We start from the raw sequence: 17,460 nt of genomic DNA on the forward strand, positions 1-17,460 counted from the left end.
CCATGGTCGAATTCGTTCTCGAGCGCGCGGGTTACTGGGCGATCATCGGGCTGATGATGATCGGCCTCTACATCGCGTTTTCTGCAGAAAACCTGATCAAGCGGCTGGTTGGCCTTTCGATTTTCCAGACGACGATCTGCCTGTTCTATGTATCGCTGTCGAAAGTGAACGGTGGCACGGCCCCGATCCTTCTGCCGGAGGACATGCCCTACTACGATGCGGCTATCCCTAAAGGCACTTCGGGTCCCGACGCCCTGCTGGCGGCAGGCGGCGAGCGGTTCGCAGACCTTTACCACATCTACTCCAACCCGCTGCCGCATGTCCTCATGCTGACGGCCATTGTCGTGGGTGTGGCGACGCTTTCTCTGGGCCTCGCCCTGATTGTCCGCATCCGGGAAGCCTATGGCACGATTGAGGCCGACGAAGTGCGCGACATCGATATTGAAACCGCCCTCGCTCAGGAACTGGAACAAGCAAAAGAGATCAAAGAGGCTTCGGCATGACGCTCGAAACCGTGCTGACCACAGCGCCTGCCTGGGCGATCGCGCACGCGCCGGTGATGCTTGTCGCAGTCCCGATGCTGATTGCGCCGCTGGTTGCCATTCTCCCGAACGGACGCCTGGCCTGGCTGATCACCGTGGCGACCGCTGCGGTGGCTTTCTATCTGGCCATCGTAACGCTGGGGCTGGTCCAGTCTTCCCCGACAGGCATCCTCTCCTACGAGATCGGGCGCTGGCCGCCGCCGATCGGTATCGAGTTCAGGACAGACGCGCTCAACGCGATGATCCTGCTGCTCGTAACGGGCATCGGGTTTCTCGCGTCGGTGTTCTCCTGGCCGACGATTTCGTCCGAGCTCGGTAATCACAACAAGCTCGGCATGTTCTTCGCCGCCTTCCTGCTCTGCCTGGCTGGCCTGCTGGGGGTTGCCTCGACAGGTGACGCTTTCAACCTTTTCGTCTTCCTCGAGATCAGTTCGCTGGCGACCTATGTGATGGTGGCCATGGGCGCCAAGCGCGACCGGCGCGCGCTGCCGGCGGCATTCAACTACCTCATCATGGGCACGCTCGGCGCGAGCTTCTACATTATGGGCATCGGCTTCCTCTATGCTGCCACCGGCACGCTCAACATGGCCGACATCGCTGACCGCCTGCCGGCGCTGACAGACAGCCGGGCCGTGCAGGTGGGCTTTGCCTTCATCATTGTCGGCCTTGGCCTGAAAGCCGCCATGTGGCCGCTGCACCAGTGGCTGCCCAACGCCTATTCCTACAGCCCGAGCTTCGTCACAGTGTTCCTCTCGGCCACGGCGACCAAGGTGGCGCTTTATGCCCTGATCCGGTTCCTGTTCACCATCTTCCAGCCGGATTACACATTTGAACTTGCCAGTTTCCACTGGATACTGGCCCCGCTCGGCATAGCGGCGATGCTGATCTGCAGCTTCCAGGCTGTGTTCCAGACGGATGTGCGCCGCACGCTGGCTTATTCGTCGGTCGCGCAGGTTGGCTACATGCTGCTGGGCATCTCTCTTGCGACCGCGCCCGGCGTCGCCGCCGGCCTGCTCCACCTCTTCAACCATGCCCTGATGAAGGGCGCGATGTTCATGGCGATTGCCGGTATCGTGCTGACCTCTCAGGGCACAACCATCCGCGACTTTGCCGGTCTGGGCCGCACGGCCCCCTGGACAATGACCGCGTTTGCAATTGCCGGTCTCTCCCTCATCGGTGTGCCGCTTACGGCGGGCTTCATGTCCAAGCTCCAGCTGGGCTACGCCCTGTTTGCCGAAGGCTGGTGGTGGGCCGTGCTGCTGGTGGTGTTCTCCAGCTTCCTGGCTGTCTTCTATGTCGGCCGTATCCTGCAGGCGGCATTCTTCCAGCCCCCCGTCAATCCGCGCAAGACCCACAAGGAAGCGCCCTTGCTCATCCTTGTGCCGCTCTGGATCCTGGCCCTCGCTAATATCTATTTCGGCATTGCCGCTGACTTCCCGCTGGGCCTTGCCCAGGACGGCGCCGTGGCTGCCCTTGGACTGGAGGCGTTCCGATGACCCCGGAAACCCTCATCGCCGCCGCGCTTCTCCTGCCGCTGCTGATGGCGGCAGGCATCGCCGCCATGGGCAAGTTCCCCAATATCCGGGAAGGGGTAACGATCATCGGCTCGATGGCGCTGTTCGCGGTCGTTATCCAGCTGACCCTGCTTGTGTCATCGGGCGCGCGCCCTGAACTCTTCATCGGCGAAGCCGCGCCGGGCCTGTCCATTGCGTTCAAGCTGGAACCCCTCGGCGCCCTCTTTGCGGTGGTCGCCAGCGGCCTCTGGATCGTGAACTCGTTCTATTCCATCGGCTACATGCGCGGGAACCGCGAACGTAACCAGACACGCTTCTATATCTGCTTTGCCATCGCCATCTGCGGCGCGATGGGCGTTGCGATGGCCGGAAACCTCTTCACGCTCTTCATCTTCTACGAAGTCCTGACCCTTTCGACCTATCCGCTGGTGGCCCACAAGGGCGACGCGGCCGCCCAGCGCGGCGCGCGGATCTACCTCCTGACCCTCCTTGGCACTTCGATCGGCTTCTTCCTGACAGCGATCATGTGGACCTGGGTCGTGGCGGGTCAGCGGCTGGACTTCATCGATGGCGGCCTGCTCGCCACGGTCGAGATTTCGCCCGTGGTCGCCAGCGCGATCCTGCTGCTGTTTGTTTTCGGCATCGGCAAGGCGGCGCTGATGCCGTTCCATTTCTGGCTGCCCAACGCCATGGTGGCGCCGACACCGGTCTCGGCGCTGCTGCATGCCGTGGCGGTTGTGAAGGCGGGCGTGTTCACGGTGCTTAAGGTGTCGATGTACATCTTCGGCGCAGACCTGCTGAACGCCACGCCCTCTCGCGAATTCCTGATGGATGTGGCCTGTATCACCATCATCGTGGCCTCGCTGATTGCGCTGACCAAGGACAATCTGAAAGCCCGCCTTGCCTATTCGACGATCGCCCAGCTCGCCTATGTGACGCTCGGCGCCATGCTGGCCGACAGGGCAGGCTTCATGGGGGGATCGTTGCAGATCGCCGCCCATGCCGCGGCCAAGATCACTCTGTTTATGTGTGCAGGCGCAATCTATGTGGCCACCGGCCTGACCAACATCTCCGACATGCGCGGCCTCGGCCGGAAGATGCCGTGGATATTCGTCGCCTTCTTCGTGGCCTCGCTGTCGATCATCGGCGTCCCGCCCTTTGCGGGCGACTGGCCGAAGTATGAGCTGATGCAGGGCGCGGTTGACCGGGGCGCCGACTGGGTGCCGTTCATCCTGATCGCCTCGTCGGTCCTGAATATCGCCTATCTGCTGCCCATTGCGATCCTGGCTCTGATGCCGCCTGGGCCGGACGAACCTGTGAAGGAATTCAAACGGCCGGGCGGGGCGCCGGCGCTGACAGTGGCCGCGCCGGTATTTACCGCCTTCCTCTGCCTGATCCTTTTCCTGCTGGTCGGTCCGATCGGTGACTTCCTGTCGCCTGCGCTCGATGCGGCCACAACCACAGTCCAGGAGGCCGCGCTGCCATGAGCAACGACACGACCCCTCCGGTCCGGGATAATTCGGGCCGCTTCGTGAAAACGGCGGCCGAAAAGGTCAATGCCATGAGCCGGACACCGGATGACGGCATTCACCCGATGTCCCGCATCCTGTTCGGGTGGACCGAAGCCAAGGGCATTGGCGGGATCATCTTCTGGGGCATGGCGGGACTTTCGATTGTCCTTGTCCTGCTCGATCTGGTCATTGTGCGCCATGAGAAGATCGCCATTGCCAATTCGGTCGGCTTCTACGGCCTGTGGGGCTTTGCCGCCTTTTCCTTCGTCGTTCTGATGGGCTGGCCCCTCGGCCGCCTCCTGCGCCGGGACGAGAACTATTACGGCGATCTCAGCGGTCCTCCGGCCGACATTGATCCTGCCATTGCTGACCGTCTGAACGCCGGCGAGCCCAAAGCCTTTGAGGGAGAAGAATGATGCCGGCCTGGCTTGCAGCCCTCAATCCCGGCTGGCTGATGATCCTTGTGGGTCTCGTCGCCCTGTTCATTCCCTATCGTCAGGTCCGCCAGGTGCTGACCGTCGGCGCGCCGCTCGCCGCCATCGCCCTGCTGGTGATGGCGCCGCATGAAGTTGACCTGCTGACCGCCGAAGCGCTGGACATCACTTTCAGCTTCTACCGGGTCGACAGCCTGAACTTCATCTTCGGCCTCGCCTTCCTGATCGCCGCGCTGCTCAATGCGATCTACGCGCTGCACACCAACAATCCCCGTCAGGACGGTATGGCGCTCGCCTATGCGGGGGCTGCGGTCTCCGCATCGTTTGCGGGCGACCTGATGACGCTGTTCATCTTCTGGGAGCTGACTGCGATTACGTCGGTCTTCCTGATCCTGCAGGCGGGCACGCGCGCAGCCTACTTCGCGTCCATGCGCTATCTGGTGATCCAGATCCTGTCGGGCGTGATCCTTCTGGATGGCCTCTCCTATGTCTGGCGCTATAACGGCACGCTCTCGCTGGAAGCCTTCCAGAGCTTCAGTGATCCGGGCGCGATCTACATTTTCATCGCCCTGGGCATCAAGGCGGCGTTCCCCTTCATGCATAACTGGCTTCAGGATTCTTATCCCAAGTCATCGGTTGTCGGCGCCGTGGTCCTCTCGGCCTTCACCACGAAGCTCGCCGTCTATGGCTTCGCGCGCCTCTTCCCGGGCTTTGACGCGCTGATCTGGATCGGCGCGATCATGACGATCTTCCCGGTCTTCTTTGCCGTGATCGAGAACGATCTGCGCCGCGTCCTGGCCTACTCGCTCAATAACCAGGTCGGGTTCATGATCTGCGCCATCGGAGTAGGCGCGGTGGGCGTGGGCAATCCGCTCGCGCTCAACGGCGCCAGCGCTCATGCCTTTGTGCACATCATCTACAAGGCGCTGCTGTTTATGAGCATGGGCGCGGTCCTCTACAGGACCGGAACCACCAAGGCCTCCGAGCTTGGCGGGCTTTACCGCTCGATGCCCTGGACAACGCTGTTCTGCATTATCGGCGGCCTGTCGATTTCGGCGTTCCCGCTCTTCTCCGGCTTCGTTGCCAAGTCGCTCACCATGAGCGCGGTCGCCTATGAGGGCGTCTCGGATGCCGGGATGGTCGTGGTCTGGCTGATGCTGCTCTTTGCCTCGGCCGGTGTGCTCGAGCATTCGGGCATCAAGATCCCGTACTTTGCCTTCTTCGGACACGACAGCGGCAAGCGCGTGAAGGAAGCCCCCTTCAACATGCTGCTTGCCATGGGCATGGCAGCCTTCCTCTGCATCGCAGTCGGCCTGCCTGCCATCGTTCCCGGCTTTGGCTATCAGTGGCTCTACAGCCTCCTGCCATACCCCATAGAGGCGGCGAGTTATCAGCCCTTCACGCTGGAACACATCCTCACCCAGATGCAGCTGCTTGTGCTGGCGACGTTCGCCTTCATCCTGCTCAAGCGTTTTGCGCTCTATCCGGCAGAAAAGCCCGGTACGATCCTCGATACCGACTGGTTCTACCGCAAGGCCGGTTATGGCTTTGTCCAATGGTCGGGCACGGTCTGGGGCAAGATGGGACCGGCGACATCCAGCCTGTTCGCGCGCTTCTCGGAACGGGCCTACAAACGGCTTGAATCGGCCTTCAGTCCGCGGGGCGAGATCGCGCGGGGCGGTCTTTCCGGCGGGGCCACAGTGTGGACTGCGGTGATCCTGGCGGCGGTGCTGCTCTTGTCCTTCCTGTCGGGCTGATGCCATGGCTGGCCGGCTGGTCCGGCCAGCCTGCGCAGTTCAAAAAGGCAGCAGACAGCCCGAATAAACCTCGTGCGAAGTCGCGCCGTTCGTCAGTGTCTGAATTTCTGTATTTGATGTTTGTCTTTGCTGGCATACGCTTGGCAAGTAATCGTTGGGGTGCAGCTAATGTCGGAAGAAGATGGCGCATCGGTCAAATCGGGCGATTTCGTAGCATATGCTGCAGAAATCGTGGCCGCCTATGTACGCAACAACACGGTCGCGACGTCCGAACTGCCTGAGCTGATTCGCAATGTTCACCGCTCTCTGGTGGAGCTGGGAGACCCTGTTGCCGAGCCCGAAAGGCTCAAACCTGCCGTTTCCGTCAAGAAATCCATCCATCCTGACTACCTGATCTGCCTGGAAGACGGGCTGAAGTTCAAATCCCTCAAGCGCCACCTCAGGTCGAAGTATGACCTGTCTCCGGACGCGTATCGGCAGAAGTGGGGTCTGCCGGCAGACTATCCGATGGTCGCGCCGGGTTATTCAGCACAGCGCTCAAAGCTCGCAAAGAAAATGGGCCTCGGCCGGCAGAGCCGCTAAGAATAATCAAAGAAAAACCGCTTCGTTGCGCAGTCGAAACGAAATATTTCGATAATCTGTGTTAACAAATTGCTGCGTTGACTCTTGATCCCGGAGTCCACTCGCGCGATAGGTGATTCTTACGAATCACCGCGGGGGTGGCGAGTTATGCGTCAACAGAATGTTTTTTCAGGCGTCACCGATGCCCATGAGGTGCTGATCGGGCACTGGCAGTCACGCCGTGACGGCGAGGGCCGCGTCTCCAGAGACAGCATCGACCCCGGCGCTCTGCGCAGCGCGCTGGCCTGCATTTCCATCGTGGAAGTGGATGAAAGCGGTGAAAGCCGCTTCCGGATCGCGGGGTCGCGGCTGCGCGAGATCTTCGGGATGGAGGTTCGCGGCATGCGCGTGGCCGAGATCGCCGGCGCCCATGGCGAATGCTATGTCCTCGGCCTCTCTGCGGCGCTGGAGCGGGGCGAGCCGGTTGGCGGCGTCATCGAGATTGGCGGCCGCATCCATGCCTGGCTGAGGCTTCCGCTGGCAGGCGAGGACGGGCAGCTTAACCAGGTCCTGTGTCACGACGAGCTGCTGCCGAGCCGCCGCATGCTCCGGCCACTCCCCCAGGATGGGGGCCTTATCGGGCATCCCAGGCCGCGCTACGCTGCCTGATCCCGGCTTTTGCGGGCCATATGCCGGCCACTACAGGAAAGTCGTGGCGATGATGCCTGTCAGGGCGCCAGCGCAGCGGACGCATCCTTCCGGATACGGGCCAGCATCGAGGCCAGCCCATTGGAGCGCTGCGCCGTCAGGGCGCCCTTGACGCCAATCTCATCGAGCAGGCTTTCTGCATCGAACTCGGCCGCTTCTTTCAGCTCCGCTCCGGCGTAAAGCCTGATCAGGAGCGCGATCAGACCGGACACGATGATGGCATCGGATTCAGCGCGCAGGCCAAGTTGCTCGCCGGTCACATCGGTGACCATCCAGACCTGAGACGCGCAGCCCCGCACCCGCGTATCTTCCGTCCGCTCATCGCCGTTCAGCGGAGGATTGTTTTTCCCAAGGTCGATGATGTGGGCATACCGGGCTTCCCAGTCCTCCAGCCAGGAGAACTCTTCGCGGATTTCGTCGGCAGCTCTTTTTATGCTCATGGCCGTCATCTGGGCCCGTTGCGCCAAAAAATAAACCCCGGCGTGGTGTCACGCCGGGGTCTGGACTTCGAAATGGGGCGCGAGGCTTATTTGTAAACGGCGCCGAGACAGTCTGCGATCTCTGCCAGCGCATGCTGGCTGATGCAGTGGGGAACCTCGTATTCCTGGCCCACACCGGCAACGCAGCCCTGCAGCTGCAGGTTCTGCATCTTCATGCAGCTCTGGACGCTGGGCTCCAGCATCACGCGGCTCAGCCTGGCTTCGTCGACCGCATCAGCGCCAAGAATGCGCAGGGCGGCAACAGAGGCGATCTGGTTAGCCACAGGCTCCTTGCCGTATTTCACTTTCTGCTTTCCGCCCGTGAAGCCGCCGGTCAGGAAGCTCGGCAGGCGCACAGCCGTCGCAACGTCAGAGGCGGCGACGACAGCGGTCGTCACGCCGGCCGCGTTTGTTTCCGACAGCGGGGTTGCGCCATTGGGCGCCACCAGGGCCGCGAGAATGAGATTGTCGGCTGCCTGGCCCTTGCCCTGCAGGACTTTCACGGTCTCGGCGCGCTGGCCGCCATTGCGGATACGTGACTTCGCCCAGCCATAGCCCTGCAGCGAGTAGCCCTGTTCCTTGACCATGGCGGCGTTGGAATAAAGCCGCGCAAGGTCTGCATCGGTCACCGCGATCGCCGTGCCTACAGCGTCGTCTCCGCCCTTCAGCGAGCGGGCATAGCCCCCACCGCTGGCAAAGCTGCCAACCACGCGGTCGCGGCCATAGTAGGCTTCGATGTCGCGCACATTGGCGCGGAAGTCGGGGTCCTGCGAGGCAACAAGAGCGGAGTAGGAGATCCAGCCGCGCGTCAGCTGGTCGGCGTTGTAGGAGCCGAGCGTGGCAAGGGCATCGTCGATATCGGTCGTCGATTTGAACGGCTTGCCGCCCACTTCATCGGCATCGGACTGGTAGGTCATGTAGACGGCGGCTTTTTCAGAAACCGGGTCCTTGCCTTGAGCTGTCGAAATGCCTGTCAGTCCCGAAACTGCCAGAACCGCAGCGAACACGCGCATTGCAGCCATGTTATTCTCTCCCTCACGCGACACGCGATAGTGATGCCTGAACTTCCCTGACGGGGGAACCTCACCTTGTCTGTTTGCCGCATTACAAATACAGCAGGTGATCGTTCTGGCAGAAAATGCCTAATAAATCTCTCTGGGGTGTTAACGCTTGGACCCCCGTATGTCGCAGAAGCGATTACAGTTTGTCCATGTTGCCTGGCTCGCCTTGTGCGCCGGCAGCGGCCTTGCGGGCCTGATCGCAGGCGCGCCCATGTGGCCGGCGCTCGCGCTGGCGCTTGCCGCGAGCCTTCCTGCCCTGGCCGGAATCGCGCTTCCGGCAGGCGACACGCTCTGGCGCGGTCTGCTCGTCATCTCCTGGACAGGTATCGCGCTCGCGGGCCTCGTGCTCAGCGGCGGCGGCATGTCCCCCCTTACGGTCTTGCTGATCGCTGCCCCGCTTGCCGGATTGCTGGCGGGCGCCCGCCGCATGGCAGCGGAGGCAGGCGTGTTTGCCGCCTTTGCCCTGTTCCTTGTCCTGGTCGCGGGCGGGGCAGGCTGGCTGCCACAGGCGCCTGACTGGGCAGCCGCGATGGCCGCGCCCTTTGCTTTTTCCGGGCTCGTCGTCTCTGCGCTGATGGTCTGGATGCTGGTGCGCTCGGGTATGGCTGAAACGACCGGGCCGCCACAAGCCGGGGAAAGCTCCGGTCTGCCCCTGACCGCGTCATCTGCCCGCCTGCCGGTCCCGCAAATGCCCGGGCGCGGCGTGACCCTGATCGATGTCACACCGGAAGGCCGGGTCCGCGCAGTGGCCGGTGACGCCTGTGGCCTGACCGGGATGCGTCCCGGCGCAGCGCTGGCAGCTCTCTTCGCCGAGGACGGCGCCCCGGAGGGCCTCGGCCTGCCCGATTGCCGCGTAAGCGGCGAAGCCACGCTGGTTTCGGGCCAACGCGTTCTGTTGATTGCCGAGACGGGCGCGGCCGGAACCGCAATCGTCCTCTTCTCCCCGCCCGACAGCCTCGCCGATCCTGCAAAAGACGCCCGCGCGGCCTACGAAGCCGAGCTGCAGAAGCGCACAGCTTTCTTCGCCTCTCTCGGGCATGACCTGCGCACCCCCCTGCATGCCATCCTCGGCTATGCGGAGATCATGCAGGCAGAGCTCATGGGCCCGATGCCGGAAGTCTATGCAGACTATCCCTCCATCATTCACGAGAGCGGCACCGATCTGCTCCTCCTTGTCGATGACATCCTGGATCTGGCCCGCTCCGAAGCCGGTCAGCCCCGGCTTGATCCGGAACCCGTCGACCTGTCTGCATCCGCCGAATCGGTAATGCGCCAGCTCAAAGGCCATGCCGACCGGGCCGGGGTCACGCTCAAGCTGAAATCCCAGGACGAGGCGTGGGCGGAGGCGGACGCGCGCGCCGTGCGCCAGATCTGGCAGAACCTTGTCTCCAACGCGATCAAGTATTCCGGGAGCGGCAAGACCGTCACCCTCGAAACCCGGATCGAAGGGGGCGCTGCCATTCTCAGCGTCCAGGACCGGGGCGCGGGCATTCCGGCAGCCGACCTTTCCCGCCTCACCGAGCCTTTCGCGCAGGCAGCGGGCGCCAAGCCGGGCACAGGCCTTGGCCTGTCAGTTGTCCGGCGCTTCGCCGAGTTGCATGGCGGCGAGCTCCGGTTGAGCTCGAAACCCGGACGGGGAACCCGCGCCGAGGTGATCCTGCCGCGCGCCAGCGAGGCGGACCTGATGCCGCTCGACGAAGCGGCCGAATAGGCGCGCCAGACAGTCTCCCCATCCGCCGTCAAAGTTTAAGTTATGTCCGCCACCTGCTGTCGCCAGCGTGCCTGCACTGCGCAGAGGACCGGGCCTGACGTCGGGGGCGCCTGGCGGACGCATGGGGCCTTTCGTCTGCCATCCGGGGCCACCCAAGAAACCGGTGGCCTCGCCCTGCGAAGCGTGTAACGCTCGGACAATTATCATCGTCCAAAGGGGTATCCCGAAATGAGAATGGCAATTGTGACCGGCGCCCTGGCGCTGGCGCTCGCGGCATGTGGCGGCACCGGCGGGGCCAAGGCATCCATGGTGAAAGCCTGCACGGACGCGGGCGAAGAACAGGCCATGTGCACCTGCATCGCCGACGGTCTTGAGAAGAACCTCGATGCCAAGACCTTCAACACGGTCGCAAAGGCAATGGAGCAGGGCGAGCAAGAAGGCGGCGCGGCCATCGAAGCCCTGCCGGCGGAAGAACAGGCAAAGATCATGGGCGCCATGATGAGTGTCGGCATGACCTGCGCCTTCGGCGGCGAGTGACTTGACGGGCAGGCGTGAGAAGGGGACGTCTCGGCCCATGATGGAACGCCTGCCTGCCAGACTCTGGACTGACGCGCTGATCCGCCGGGCAAGCCTTGCCGGCGCCAGCGCGTTTGTTCTCCAGCACGGCGATGATGAGCGCGGTGACGTCCTCATCAAGGTCGCCCGCCTCGATGGCACAGCCGCCGCCTATACCCCCTCCATGAACCTGGAGGGCGAGCGCATCTTCCTCAACCTCGCCGTCCAGGGCATCGGCCCGGACGAACGCGCCGTGGACGATTATGTCCGCCGCGCAAAAGCCCGTGACAGCGACCTCTGGATCATCGAGATCGAGGACCGTCAGGGGCGCCATTTCCTGACCGAAGAGGTCGAGGGCGATCCGGCCTGAACCAGGCCCTTTTTCCGCCGCAAGACTGATGTGTCTGTAATCTGGCTATCTCGCAATGCGCAGGGCATCCTCCTGCATCTGACAGGAGGAGATTCCATGAAACTGATCATTGCCTGCGCCCTCGCCGCGCTGACGCTGACCCCGGCCGCTTTTGCCTGCGAGTCCTATGTGGCCGATGTGAACAAGGCCGGCCTTGCCGTCAAAGCCGCCAATAACGAGCGCATGGCGGTCCAGACCCGGTTTGAGGAGGCCGAAGCCCGCCGCGGTGAACTGCGGCGTGAAATCGACGCGACAGGCAACACGCCCGAGCGGCAGGCAGAACTCGACAGCTACAAGGCCGACATCCGCAAGGCCGAGCTTGCCTGGACCGACCGCCAGCCTGAATGGGACGCCGCCGAGGCCGAGCTGATGACCGCAATCGAGGCTCATGAAGGCGCCTGCGCCGCCAATGCGCGCACCGGCGTCCTGATCGAGGCGCTGGGCCTCCGGCTCAACCGCTGACAGCGGCCGCATAAACCCCCTGTTTACCGTATGCCATCAGTTTGTGGCTTGCCGGGAAAATAGGGGGCCTCGGGCGGCGATGCTGTTCCTTCTCAATGACATCGTGACCGAGATAGAGGCGCCCGAAATGCGCCTCCTCATCCGGGAATCCGTGTTCGGGGGAAATGTTCAGGCGCTGCGGCCCCGGGAAGCGATGGACCTCGTCCGAGGCCGCCTCCAGGCGCTGCATGATCGCGGACAGGTACCCGACCAGACGATGGTTGACGATCTGGCCGCGCTGATCATCGCCAAGACCGGCGCCAATGCGGCGCTCTTCCCCGTCCATGACGGCCGGGTGGCTGAAGCCCGCCTCACCATCCTGCCGGAAGCCATCCTCGACGCCGTGCGTGCCCGCATCGCCGAAGGCCGCGGCAGCGACACCTTCACCTTCTGGACGCGCGCGGCCTAGGCGGGACTGGCCCCGGCAAGGCAGGCTGCCCCTTCTATCCCATGCCTAAATCGGCTAGGGCGTCGGCCAGCTAGACCAAAACCAGACAAGACCGGCTATCCCCATGTCGCACGTAACTGAAGCCGCCCGGCGGCGCACCTTTGCCATTATCTCGCACCCCGACGCGGGCAAGACCACGCTGACGGAGAACATCCTCCTCGCGGGCGGCGCCATCCGGGCTGCCGGGGAAGTTGCCGCGCGCGGCGAAGCCCGCCGCACGCGGTCTGACTGGATGAAGATCGAGCGCGACCGGGGGATCTCGGTTTCCGCTTCGGTCATGACGTTCGATTTCGACGGCTACATGTTCAACCTGCTCGACACGCCGGGCCACGAAGACTTCTCTGAAGACACCTACCGTACGCTGACCGCCGCGGACTGCGCCGTCATGGTGCTCGACGCCGCCAAAGGCATCGAGCCCCAGACGCTGAAGCTGTTTGAAGTCTGCCGTATGCGGGACATCCCCATCATCACCTTCATCAACAAGATGGACCGCGAAGCGCTTGAGCCCATCGCACTTCTCGATGAAGTCCAGGACAAGCTGCAGCTCGACACCGCGCCGCTCTACTGGCCCGCCGCCAGCGGCCAGCGCTTTGCCGGCATGCTCGACCTTGCCCGCAACCAGTTCCTGCAGTTCGAGCGCCGCCCCGGCGAGCCTGCCCGCATCGGTCCGGCCACGGAGATTTCCGGGGACACCGGAAGCCTCAAGGCCAATCTCGACCCTTACGTCTTCGCCGAAATGGTGGAAGGCATCGAAATGGCGCGCAGCCTGCTGCCGGAATTTGATCCTGAAGCCTTCCGCGCGGGTAACATGACGCCCGTCGTGTTCGGGTCGGCCCTGCGTTACTTCGGCGTGGCAGAACTCCTGCAGACGCTCCATTCCTATGCCCCGGCGCCCCGCGCCCAGAAGGCCGTCAAGAAAGGCGCCGAGATAATGATCTCGCGCGATGATCCCTCCGTCAGCGGATTTGTCTTCAAGATCCAGGCAAACATGGATCCCAACCACCGCGACCGCGTGGCTTTCCTGCGCCTGTGCTCGGGGGAGTTCCGGCGCGGCATGCGCCTGAAGACAACGAGCGGCAAACAGCTCAACATCCACAATCCGCTGATGTTCATGGCCCAGGACCGCGAGATCGCCGAAACCGCCTATGCGGGCGATGTGATCGGTGTGCCAAACCACGGCCAGCTGCGCGTGGGCGACTCGCTCTCCGAAAATGGCGACATCCAGTTCGGCGGGATCCCGAACTTTGCGCCAGAGCTTCTCCGCCGCGCCCGCGTCAAGGATCCGATGAAGGCCAAACACCTCCGCAAGGCGCTGGAAAGCCTCGCTGAAGAAGGCGTGACCCAGCTGTTCCTGCCCGCCATCGGCTCGGACATGATCGTCGGCGCGGTCGGACAGCTTCAGTTTGAGGTGATGATCGAGCGGATGACGGCCGAGTACAATCTGGAAGTCATGTTCGAGCCTGCGCCCTATAACGTCGCCCGCTGGATGGCGTCGGATGATCCTAAGAAACTCGAAGAGTTCCTCGAGCGCAACAAGTCAGTCTCCGGCACCGACCTGGACGGCGCGCCGGTATACCTGGCGAAGAATGCATGGGATGTCGGCTACGCCCAGGAGAAAAACCCGGGCATCCGGTTTACGGCGACGAAGGAGCGGGCGCTGGCGTAACGCCGGCATCTGCGGTTTCCACCGCCGCCTCGGACGTGTCTGCCTGCGCAAGTCCCCCGTCCAGCTGGCCGGGATCGCTTGCCGGCGCTACGGCCGGCTGAGGCATTTCGCCCAGCGCCGCGGTCCTGAGTCTGTTGGCAATCCCGGACGTGGCGAGACGGTTTTCTTCCTTCTTGCCCTGGCCACGCTTGAGTTCGCAGCGGGCAGGGGAGGCACCATAGGTGTCAACAAAGGACCAGGACCTGCAGCTCATCTCATCATCACAGGCCGCTTCACAGGCAAGCGCAGACGAGCTCTCGACCACATTATAGGTCGCGCCAAACCGGTAGACATCGCGTTCATGTCCGGCGGGCAGGGCGGTCTCCTCATACATCGCCTCGGTCCCGGTCGCTTCCAGCGGCGAGATCGGAGGCACCGACATCGTTTTGCCCTCCTTGCCGTCAGCAAGGGCGCTGGCAGCAAAGCCAAGGCAGGCGGCGGCGATCAGAATGGCAAAGCGCATCGGTTCAGGCTCCCGGCATATATCCGAAAGGCAGGGTAGCCCGGCCGCGTTAACGAAGCGTTTGCCTTGAACGAGGCCGCTTCAGCTGCCGAGGCCGGCCCGCTTTTCCTCGATCTCCAGCCATTCCAGCTCGACCGCCTCCAGCTCATCCCGCGCTGCGCCGATGCGGGCAGATTTCCTGTTGAACGCCGCCGGATCGCGCCCATAGAGCTGCGCATCGGCAAGCTCGGCTTCGAGCCTGGCGATCTCTGCCTGAAGCTTCGGTATCAGCCCGTCGATTTCCTTCTGCCGGTGTTCATCCTTGAAGGAGAGTTTCGACGCTGCCCTGGGTTTAGGCGCCGTCGCCGGGGCAGGCGCCGCCTTCGCCGCCGGGGCGCTCGGGGCGTCCTTCCGGCGCACGTCTTTGAGCTGCTCCTGCGCGTCGCTCCACCCGCCAGCGGTCTGGATCCATTCGCCCCCGCCAATGGGCGAGAGACAGCTCGTCACGGTCGCATCGAGGAAAGCGCGGTCATGGCTCACAAGGATCAGCGTGCCCTCATAGTTGAGCAGCATGTCCTCCAGGAGGTCGAGCGTCTGCATGTCGAGATCGTTGGTCGGTTCGTCCATCACCAGAAGGTTAGACGTGCGCGCCAGGCCGATGGCGAGGGCGAGCCGGTTGCGCTCCCCGCCCGACAGCGCGCCGACAGGCTGGCGCAGCTGCTCGGGCTTGAAGAGGAAGTCCCTGGCATAGGCCGCCACATGGCGCTGATGCCCCTGAACCATGATGGAATCCCCGCCCTCCGGGGCGAGCGCCTCCCAGATCGTCTCCTTCGGGTCGAGTGTCGCCCGCGTCTGGTCCTGATAGGTCACCTGCAGCGTCCTGGAATGCTGGACCGTCCCGGCATCAGGGTCGATCTCTCCCAGCAGCAGTCGCACCAGCGTCGTCTTGCCTGCGCCATTGGGCCCGATAATGCCGATCCGGTCTCCCCGCAGGATACGCAGCGAAAGATCGGTAGCGATGATGAGGTCATTCCCCTCCGGGGTCTGATAGGTCTTGGCAAGGCCCCTTGCCTCGATGACCTTCTTGCTCAGCGAACCGCCCGCATCCGCCGTGATCGTCGCCAGGGATTTGCGGTCATTGAGCGCGCTGCGCACCTGCGCATGCTCTGCCTTCAGCTGCCGCAGCCGGGCAAGGCGCCCCTGATTGCGCTTGCGCCGCGCCGTCACGCCCCGCGCCAGCCAGTGCTGCTCGTCCTTGAGATGGGTCGTCATGCGTTTGAGCTGACGTTCATCCTCTTCCTCAATCTGCTCGGCCCACTGATCAAACTTCACATAGCCTTCCGGGCTTTTCAGCACCTTGCCCTGACGCAGCCAGAGGGTGTTGGTGGAGATGTTCTCCAGGAAGCGCCGGTCGTGGCTTACCACCAGAACAACCCCGTTGAACGCCTTCAGGCGCTCCTCCAGGAACTCGATCATCGGCACGTCGAGATGGTTGGTCGGCTCGTCCAGCAAAAGGATCGTCGGCTCCTGCGCAAACGCTCTGGCGAGGGCGGCGCGGCGCATCTGCCCACCCGAGAGCGTCCTGGGGTCGGCGGCCGGATCGATGCCGAACTCCATCAGCTCGGCCTCGGCCATGTACGCCGCTTCCAGCCCGTCGGTCGCGTAATCCAGCACCGTGGCAAACCCGGCCAGATCAGGCTCCTGCGCCACATTTGCAAAGGTTACCCCCGGCTGGCGCCACACCGCGCCGGAATCTGGCTCGGCCGCCTGCGAGATGATCTTCATCAGTGTGGATTTGCCCGCGCCATTGCGCCCGACCAAAGCGGCGCGTTCGCCCTTGGAAAGGGACAGCGTCACGCCCTCGAACAGGGGCGTATTGCCAAAGGAAAGGCGCACATCGGTCAGGGTAATCAGAGGGGGCTGGGCCATGGCCGGGGAGATAGCCGCTGATGCCCGCGCGCGCTAGGGGATGACTGGACAAGCCGGGACCTCGCCTTCACAGTGGGTTCCATGACAGAACCCGCTATCCCCGAAGGCTACAGCCCGCATTTCCGCAAATCGCCCTTCACAGACCCATGGGAACCGCTCTTCTCCAGGACACAGGCACGGGAGGTCTCCATCGGCCTTGTGCTGTCGCAAGCCCACTGCAATTCGCGCGGCCTCGTTCATGGCGGGCTGATTGCCTCCCTGGCAGACAATGCCATGGGCCTTTCCTGCATGGCGGCCCTTCAGGAAGAAGGCCGCGGCGCGCCAGGCGGCCTCGTCACGATCACGCTGGGCACCGACTATCTCGGCCCGGCAAGGATCGGCCAGTGGCTCGCCACGGACACGCACTTCGTCAAGACCGGCGGGTCGATCTGCTTTGCCGATTGCCTCCTGCGGGCAGACGGCGTGCCGGTAGCCCGCGCCGGCGCCACCTTCAAGGTCCTGCAGGCCGGTTAGAGGCTCAGCCGAGCGCGGCGCGCTCTTCCGGCGTCAGCAGGCGCCAGGCGCCCTCTGCCAGATCGCCCAGCTCCAGCGGCCCGAACCGGCTCCGGTGAAGCGCTTCGACATGATTGCCCGCAGCGGCAAACATCCGGCGCACCTGATGATACCGCCCCTCGCTCAGCGTGAGCCGCGCGGCGCGCGCGCCCGTCACGTCCAGGTCTGCCGGCAGGCAGGGCTTGTCCTCCCCGCGCAGGATCAGGGAGCCGGACGCGAAAAACGCCCGCTCAAACCCCTCCAGCGGCCGCGCCAGCGTGGCTTCATAGGTTTTGGGAATGTTCGATTTGGGCGAGATCAGCTTGTGGAGCAGGGCGCCATCATCTGTAAACAGAAGAAGACCGGTCGTCTCTGCGTCAAGCCGCCCGACCGAGGAAACCTTCGGGTCGCGCTTGAGAAAGCGCGGCGGCAGCAGGTCATAGACGAGCTTGCCCTGGTCCTGATGCGAGCAGGTAAAGCCCGCCGGCTTGTGCATGATGATCACCATGCCCGGTGCCGGGTCCAGCGGCTCGCCCTCAAACCGCACGTCCTCGCCCCAGCCGGTCACAACACCGCGCCGGATGGCCACTTCCATTTCCTTGCGCGAGCCATAACCAAGGCTGGCAAGATATTTTGCAAGCTTGCGGGTCTGCGTCATCGCC

The 17,460-nt window shown here is 63.6% G+C and carries 19 protein-coding genes; 14 read left to right on the forward strand and 5 right to left on the reverse strand.

The features are described 5' to 3' along the window. The first annotated feature begins 2 nt into the window (after positions 1-2). The 7 genes from KG722_RS14395 (at position 3) to KG722_RS14425 (ending at position 6,988) form a co-directional block, all read left to right on the forward strand. Positions 3-503, forward strand: coding sequence for a cation:proton antiporter subunit C (locus KG722_RS14395; RefSeq protein ID WP_213272702.1), 501 nt, complete (start codon positions 3-5; stop codon positions 501-503). Beyond that, positions 500-2,038, forward strand: a complete 1,539-nt coding sequence (locus KG722_RS14400) for a monovalent cation/H+ antiporter subunit D family protein (protein ID WP_300998532.1) — start codon at positions 500-502, stop codon at positions 2,036-2,038. The genes KG722_RS14395 and KG722_RS14400 overlap by 4 nt, the downstream gene beginning before the upstream one ends. Next, the gene (locus KG722_RS14405; protein WP_213272704.1) at positions 2,035-3,543 is read left to right on the forward strand and encodes a proton-conducting transporter membrane subunit; all 1,509 of its coding nucleotides are present in this window, start codon (positions 2,035-2,037) and stop codon (positions 3,541-3,543) included. Before KG722_RS14400 ends, KG722_RS14405 begins: the two co-directional genes overlap by 4 nt. Beyond that, positions 3,540-3,983 (forward strand): hypothetical protein, encoded by a 444-nt coding sequence (locus KG722_RS14410; protein WP_213272706.1) that lies wholly within the window; start codon positions 3,540-3,542, stop codon positions 3,981-3,983. The genes KG722_RS14405 and KG722_RS14410 overlap by 4 nt, the downstream gene beginning before the upstream one ends. Continuing rightward, entirely contained in the window at positions 3,983-5,758 is a 1,776-nt protein-coding gene (locus KG722_RS14415; protein WP_213272708.1) for a Na(+)/H(+) antiporter subunit D, read from the forward strand. The genes KG722_RS14410 and KG722_RS14415 overlap by 1 nt, the downstream gene beginning before the upstream one ends. Before the next feature lie 168 nt (positions 5,759-5,926). After that, complete coding sequence (locus tag KG722_RS14420; RefSeq protein ID WP_213272710.1) at positions 5,927-6,340, forward strand: MucR family transcriptional regulator; 414 nt, start codon at positions 5,927-5,929, stop codon at positions 6,338-6,340. A gap of 147 nt (positions 6,341-6,487) precedes the next feature. After that, positions 6,488-6,988 carry a PAS domain-containing protein gene (locus KG722_RS14425; RefSeq protein ID WP_213272712.1) on the forward strand — a complete coding sequence of 167 codons (501 nt, stop codon included), beginning with the start codon at positions 6,488-6,490 and terminating at the stop codon, positions 6,986-6,988. Between the two features lie 59 nt (positions 6,989-7,047). Here KG722_RS14425 and KG722_RS14430 read toward each other — a convergent pair whose 3' ends face one another. Both KG722_RS14430 and KG722_RS14435 read right to left on the reverse strand, forming a co-directional pair. After that, a complete protein-coding gene (locus KG722_RS14430; protein ID WP_213272714.1) occupies positions 7,048-7,467 on the reverse strand; it encodes a SufE family protein in 420 nt (139 codons plus the stop codon). Between the two features lie 86 nt (positions 7,468-7,553). Beyond that, on the reverse strand, positions 7,554-8,528 hold the full coding sequence (locus tag KG722_RS14435; protein WP_213272716.1) for a hypothetical protein: 975 nt from the start codon (positions 8,526-8,528) through the stop codon (positions 7,554-7,556). Positions 8,529-8,688: 160 nt separating this feature from the next. On the opposite strand from KG722_RS14435, the gene KG722_RS14440 reads away from it, so the two are divergent. From KG722_RS14440 to KG722_RS14465, 6 genes are all read left to right on the forward strand, one after another. Further along, complete coding sequence (locus KG722_RS14440) at positions 8,689-10,278, forward strand: HAMP domain-containing sensor histidine kinase (protein ID WP_213272718.1); 1,590 nt, start codon at positions 8,689-8,691, stop codon at positions 10,276-10,278. 228 nt (positions 10,279-10,506) lie between these two features. Further along, positions 10,507-10,815, forward strand: a complete 309-nt coding sequence (locus KG722_RS14445; protein ID WP_213272720.1) for a hypothetical protein — start codon at positions 10,507-10,509, stop codon at positions 10,813-10,815. A gap of 37 nt (positions 10,816-10,852) precedes the next feature. Then, positions 10,853-11,203 (forward strand): DUF1491 family protein, encoded by a 351-nt coding sequence (locus tag KG722_RS14450; protein WP_300998533.1) that lies wholly within the window; start codon positions 10,853-10,855, stop codon positions 11,201-11,203. Between the two features lie 96 nt (positions 11,204-11,299). After that, positions 11,300-11,704, forward strand: a complete 405-nt coding sequence (locus KG722_RS14455; protein ID WP_213272722.1) for a hypothetical protein — start codon at positions 11,300-11,302, stop codon at positions 11,702-11,704. Between the two features lie 79 nt (positions 11,705-11,783). After that, complete coding sequence (locus KG722_RS14460; RefSeq protein ID WP_213272724.1) at positions 11,784-12,152, forward strand: hypothetical protein; 369 nt, start codon at positions 11,784-11,786, stop codon at positions 12,150-12,152. A gap of 103 nt (positions 12,153-12,255) precedes the next feature. Next, positions 12,256-13,857: a peptide chain release factor 3 gene (locus KG722_RS14465; protein ID WP_213272725.1), complete on the forward strand. Its 1,602-nt coding sequence runs from the start codon at positions 12,256-12,258 to the stop codon at positions 13,855-13,857. Here KG722_RS14465 and KG722_RS14470 read toward each other — a convergent pair. After that, on the reverse strand, positions 13,826-14,359 hold the full coding sequence (locus tag KG722_RS14470) for a PAN domain-containing protein (protein ID WP_213272726.1): 534 nt from the start codon (positions 14,357-14,359) through the stop codon (positions 13,826-13,828). The genes KG722_RS14465 and KG722_RS14470 overlap by 32 nt on opposite strands. 81 nt (positions 14,360-14,440) lie before the next feature. Next, positions 14,441-16,267 carry an ABC-F family ATP-binding cassette domain-containing protein gene (locus KG722_RS14475; RefSeq protein ID WP_213272728.1) on the reverse strand — a complete coding sequence of 609 codons (1,827 nt, stop codon included), beginning with the start codon at positions 16,265-16,267 and terminating at the stop codon, positions 14,441-14,443. 81 nt (positions 16,268-16,348) lie between these two features. On the opposite strand from KG722_RS14475, the gene KG722_RS14480 reads away from it, so the two are divergent. After that, the gene (locus KG722_RS14480; RefSeq protein ID WP_213272730.1) at positions 16,349-16,780 is read left to right on the forward strand and encodes a PaaI family thioesterase; all 432 of its coding nucleotides are present in this window, start codon (positions 16,349-16,351) and stop codon (positions 16,778-16,780) included. A gap of 4 nt (positions 16,781-16,784) precedes the next feature. Here KG722_RS14480 and KG722_RS14485 read toward each other — a convergent pair whose 3' ends face one another. Next, positions 16,785-17,456 (reverse strand): 16S rRNA pseudouridine(516) synthase, encoded by a 672-nt coding sequence (locus tag KG722_RS14485; RefSeq protein ID WP_213272732.1) that lies wholly within the window; start codon positions 17,454-17,456, stop codon positions 16,785-16,787. Positions 17,457-17,460 lie beyond the last annotated feature (4 nt).

The organism is Hyphomonas sp. (genome assembly GCF_018402285.1).
Lineage (GTDB): Bacteria > Pseudomonadota > Alphaproteobacteria > Caulobacterales > Hyphomonadaceae > Hyphomonas.

Coding starts and splice junctions, on each gene's coding strand:
- KG722_RS14395 (WP_213272702.1), top strand. CDS start 3: ATGGTCGAATTCGTTCTCGAGCGCGCGGGTTACTGGGCGATCATCGGG.
- KG722_RS14400 (WP_300998532.1), top strand. CDS start 500: ATGACGCTCGAAACCGTGCTGACCACAGCGCCTGCCTGGGCGATCGCG.
- KG722_RS14405 (WP_213272704.1), top strand. CDS start 2,035: ATGACCCCGGAAACCCTCATCGCCGCCGCGCTTCTCCTGCCGCTGCTG.
- KG722_RS14410 (WP_213272706.1), top strand. CDS start 3,540: ATGAGCAACGACACGACCCCTCCGGTCCGGGATAATTCGGGCCGCTTC.
- KG722_RS14415 (WP_213272708.1), top strand. CDS start 3,983: ATGCCGGCCTGGCTTGCAGCCCTCAATCCCGGCTGGCTGATGATCCTT.
- KG722_RS14420 (WP_213272710.1), top strand. CDS start 5,927: ATGTCGGAAGAAGATGGCGCATCGGTCAAATCGGGCGATTTCGTAGCA.
- KG722_RS14425 (WP_213272712.1), top strand. CDS start 6,488: ATGCGTCAACAGAATGTTTTTTCAGGCGTCACCGATGCCCATGAGGTG.
- KG722_RS14430 (WP_213272714.1), bottom strand. CDS start 7,467: ATGAGCATAAAAAGAGCTGCCGACGAAATCCGCGAAGAGTTCTCCTGG.
- KG722_RS14435 (WP_213272716.1), bottom strand. CDS start 8,528: ATGGCTGCAATGCGCGTGTTCGCTGCGGTTCTGGCAGTTTCGGGACTG.
- KG722_RS14440 (WP_213272718.1), top strand. CDS start 8,689: ATGTCGCAGAAGCGATTACAGTTTGTCCATGTTGCCTGGCTCGCCTTG.
- KG722_RS14445 (WP_213272720.1), top strand. CDS start 10,507: ATGAGAATGGCAATTGTGACCGGCGCCCTGGCGCTGGCGCTCGCGGCA.
- KG722_RS14450 (WP_300998533.1), top strand. CDS start 10,853: ATGATGGAACGCCTGCCTGCCAGACTCTGGACTGACGCGCTGATCCGC.
- KG722_RS14455 (WP_213272722.1), top strand. CDS start 11,300: ATGAAACTGATCATTGCCTGCGCCCTCGCCGCGCTGACGCTGACCCCG.
- KG722_RS14460 (WP_213272724.1), top strand. CDS start 11,784: ATGCTGTTCCTTCTCAATGACATCGTGACCGAGATAGAGGCGCCCGAA.
- KG722_RS14465 (WP_213272725.1), top strand. CDS start 12,256: ATGTCGCACGTAACTGAAGCCGCCCGGCGGCGCACCTTTGCCATTATC.
- KG722_RS14470 (WP_213272726.1), bottom strand. CDS start 14,359: ATGCGCTTTGCCATTCTGATCGCCGCCGCCTGCCTTGGCTTTGCTGCC.
- KG722_RS14475 (WP_213272728.1), bottom strand. CDS start 16,267: ATGGCCCAGCCCCCTCTGATTACCCTGACCGATGTGCGCCTTTCCTTT.
- KG722_RS14480 (WP_213272730.1), top strand. CDS start 16,349: ATGACAGAACCCGCTATCCCCGAAGGCTACAGCCCGCATTTCCGCAAA.
- KG722_RS14485 (WP_213272732.1), bottom strand. CDS start 17,456: ATGACGCAGACCCGCAAGCTTGCAAAATATCTTGCCAGCCTTGGTTAT.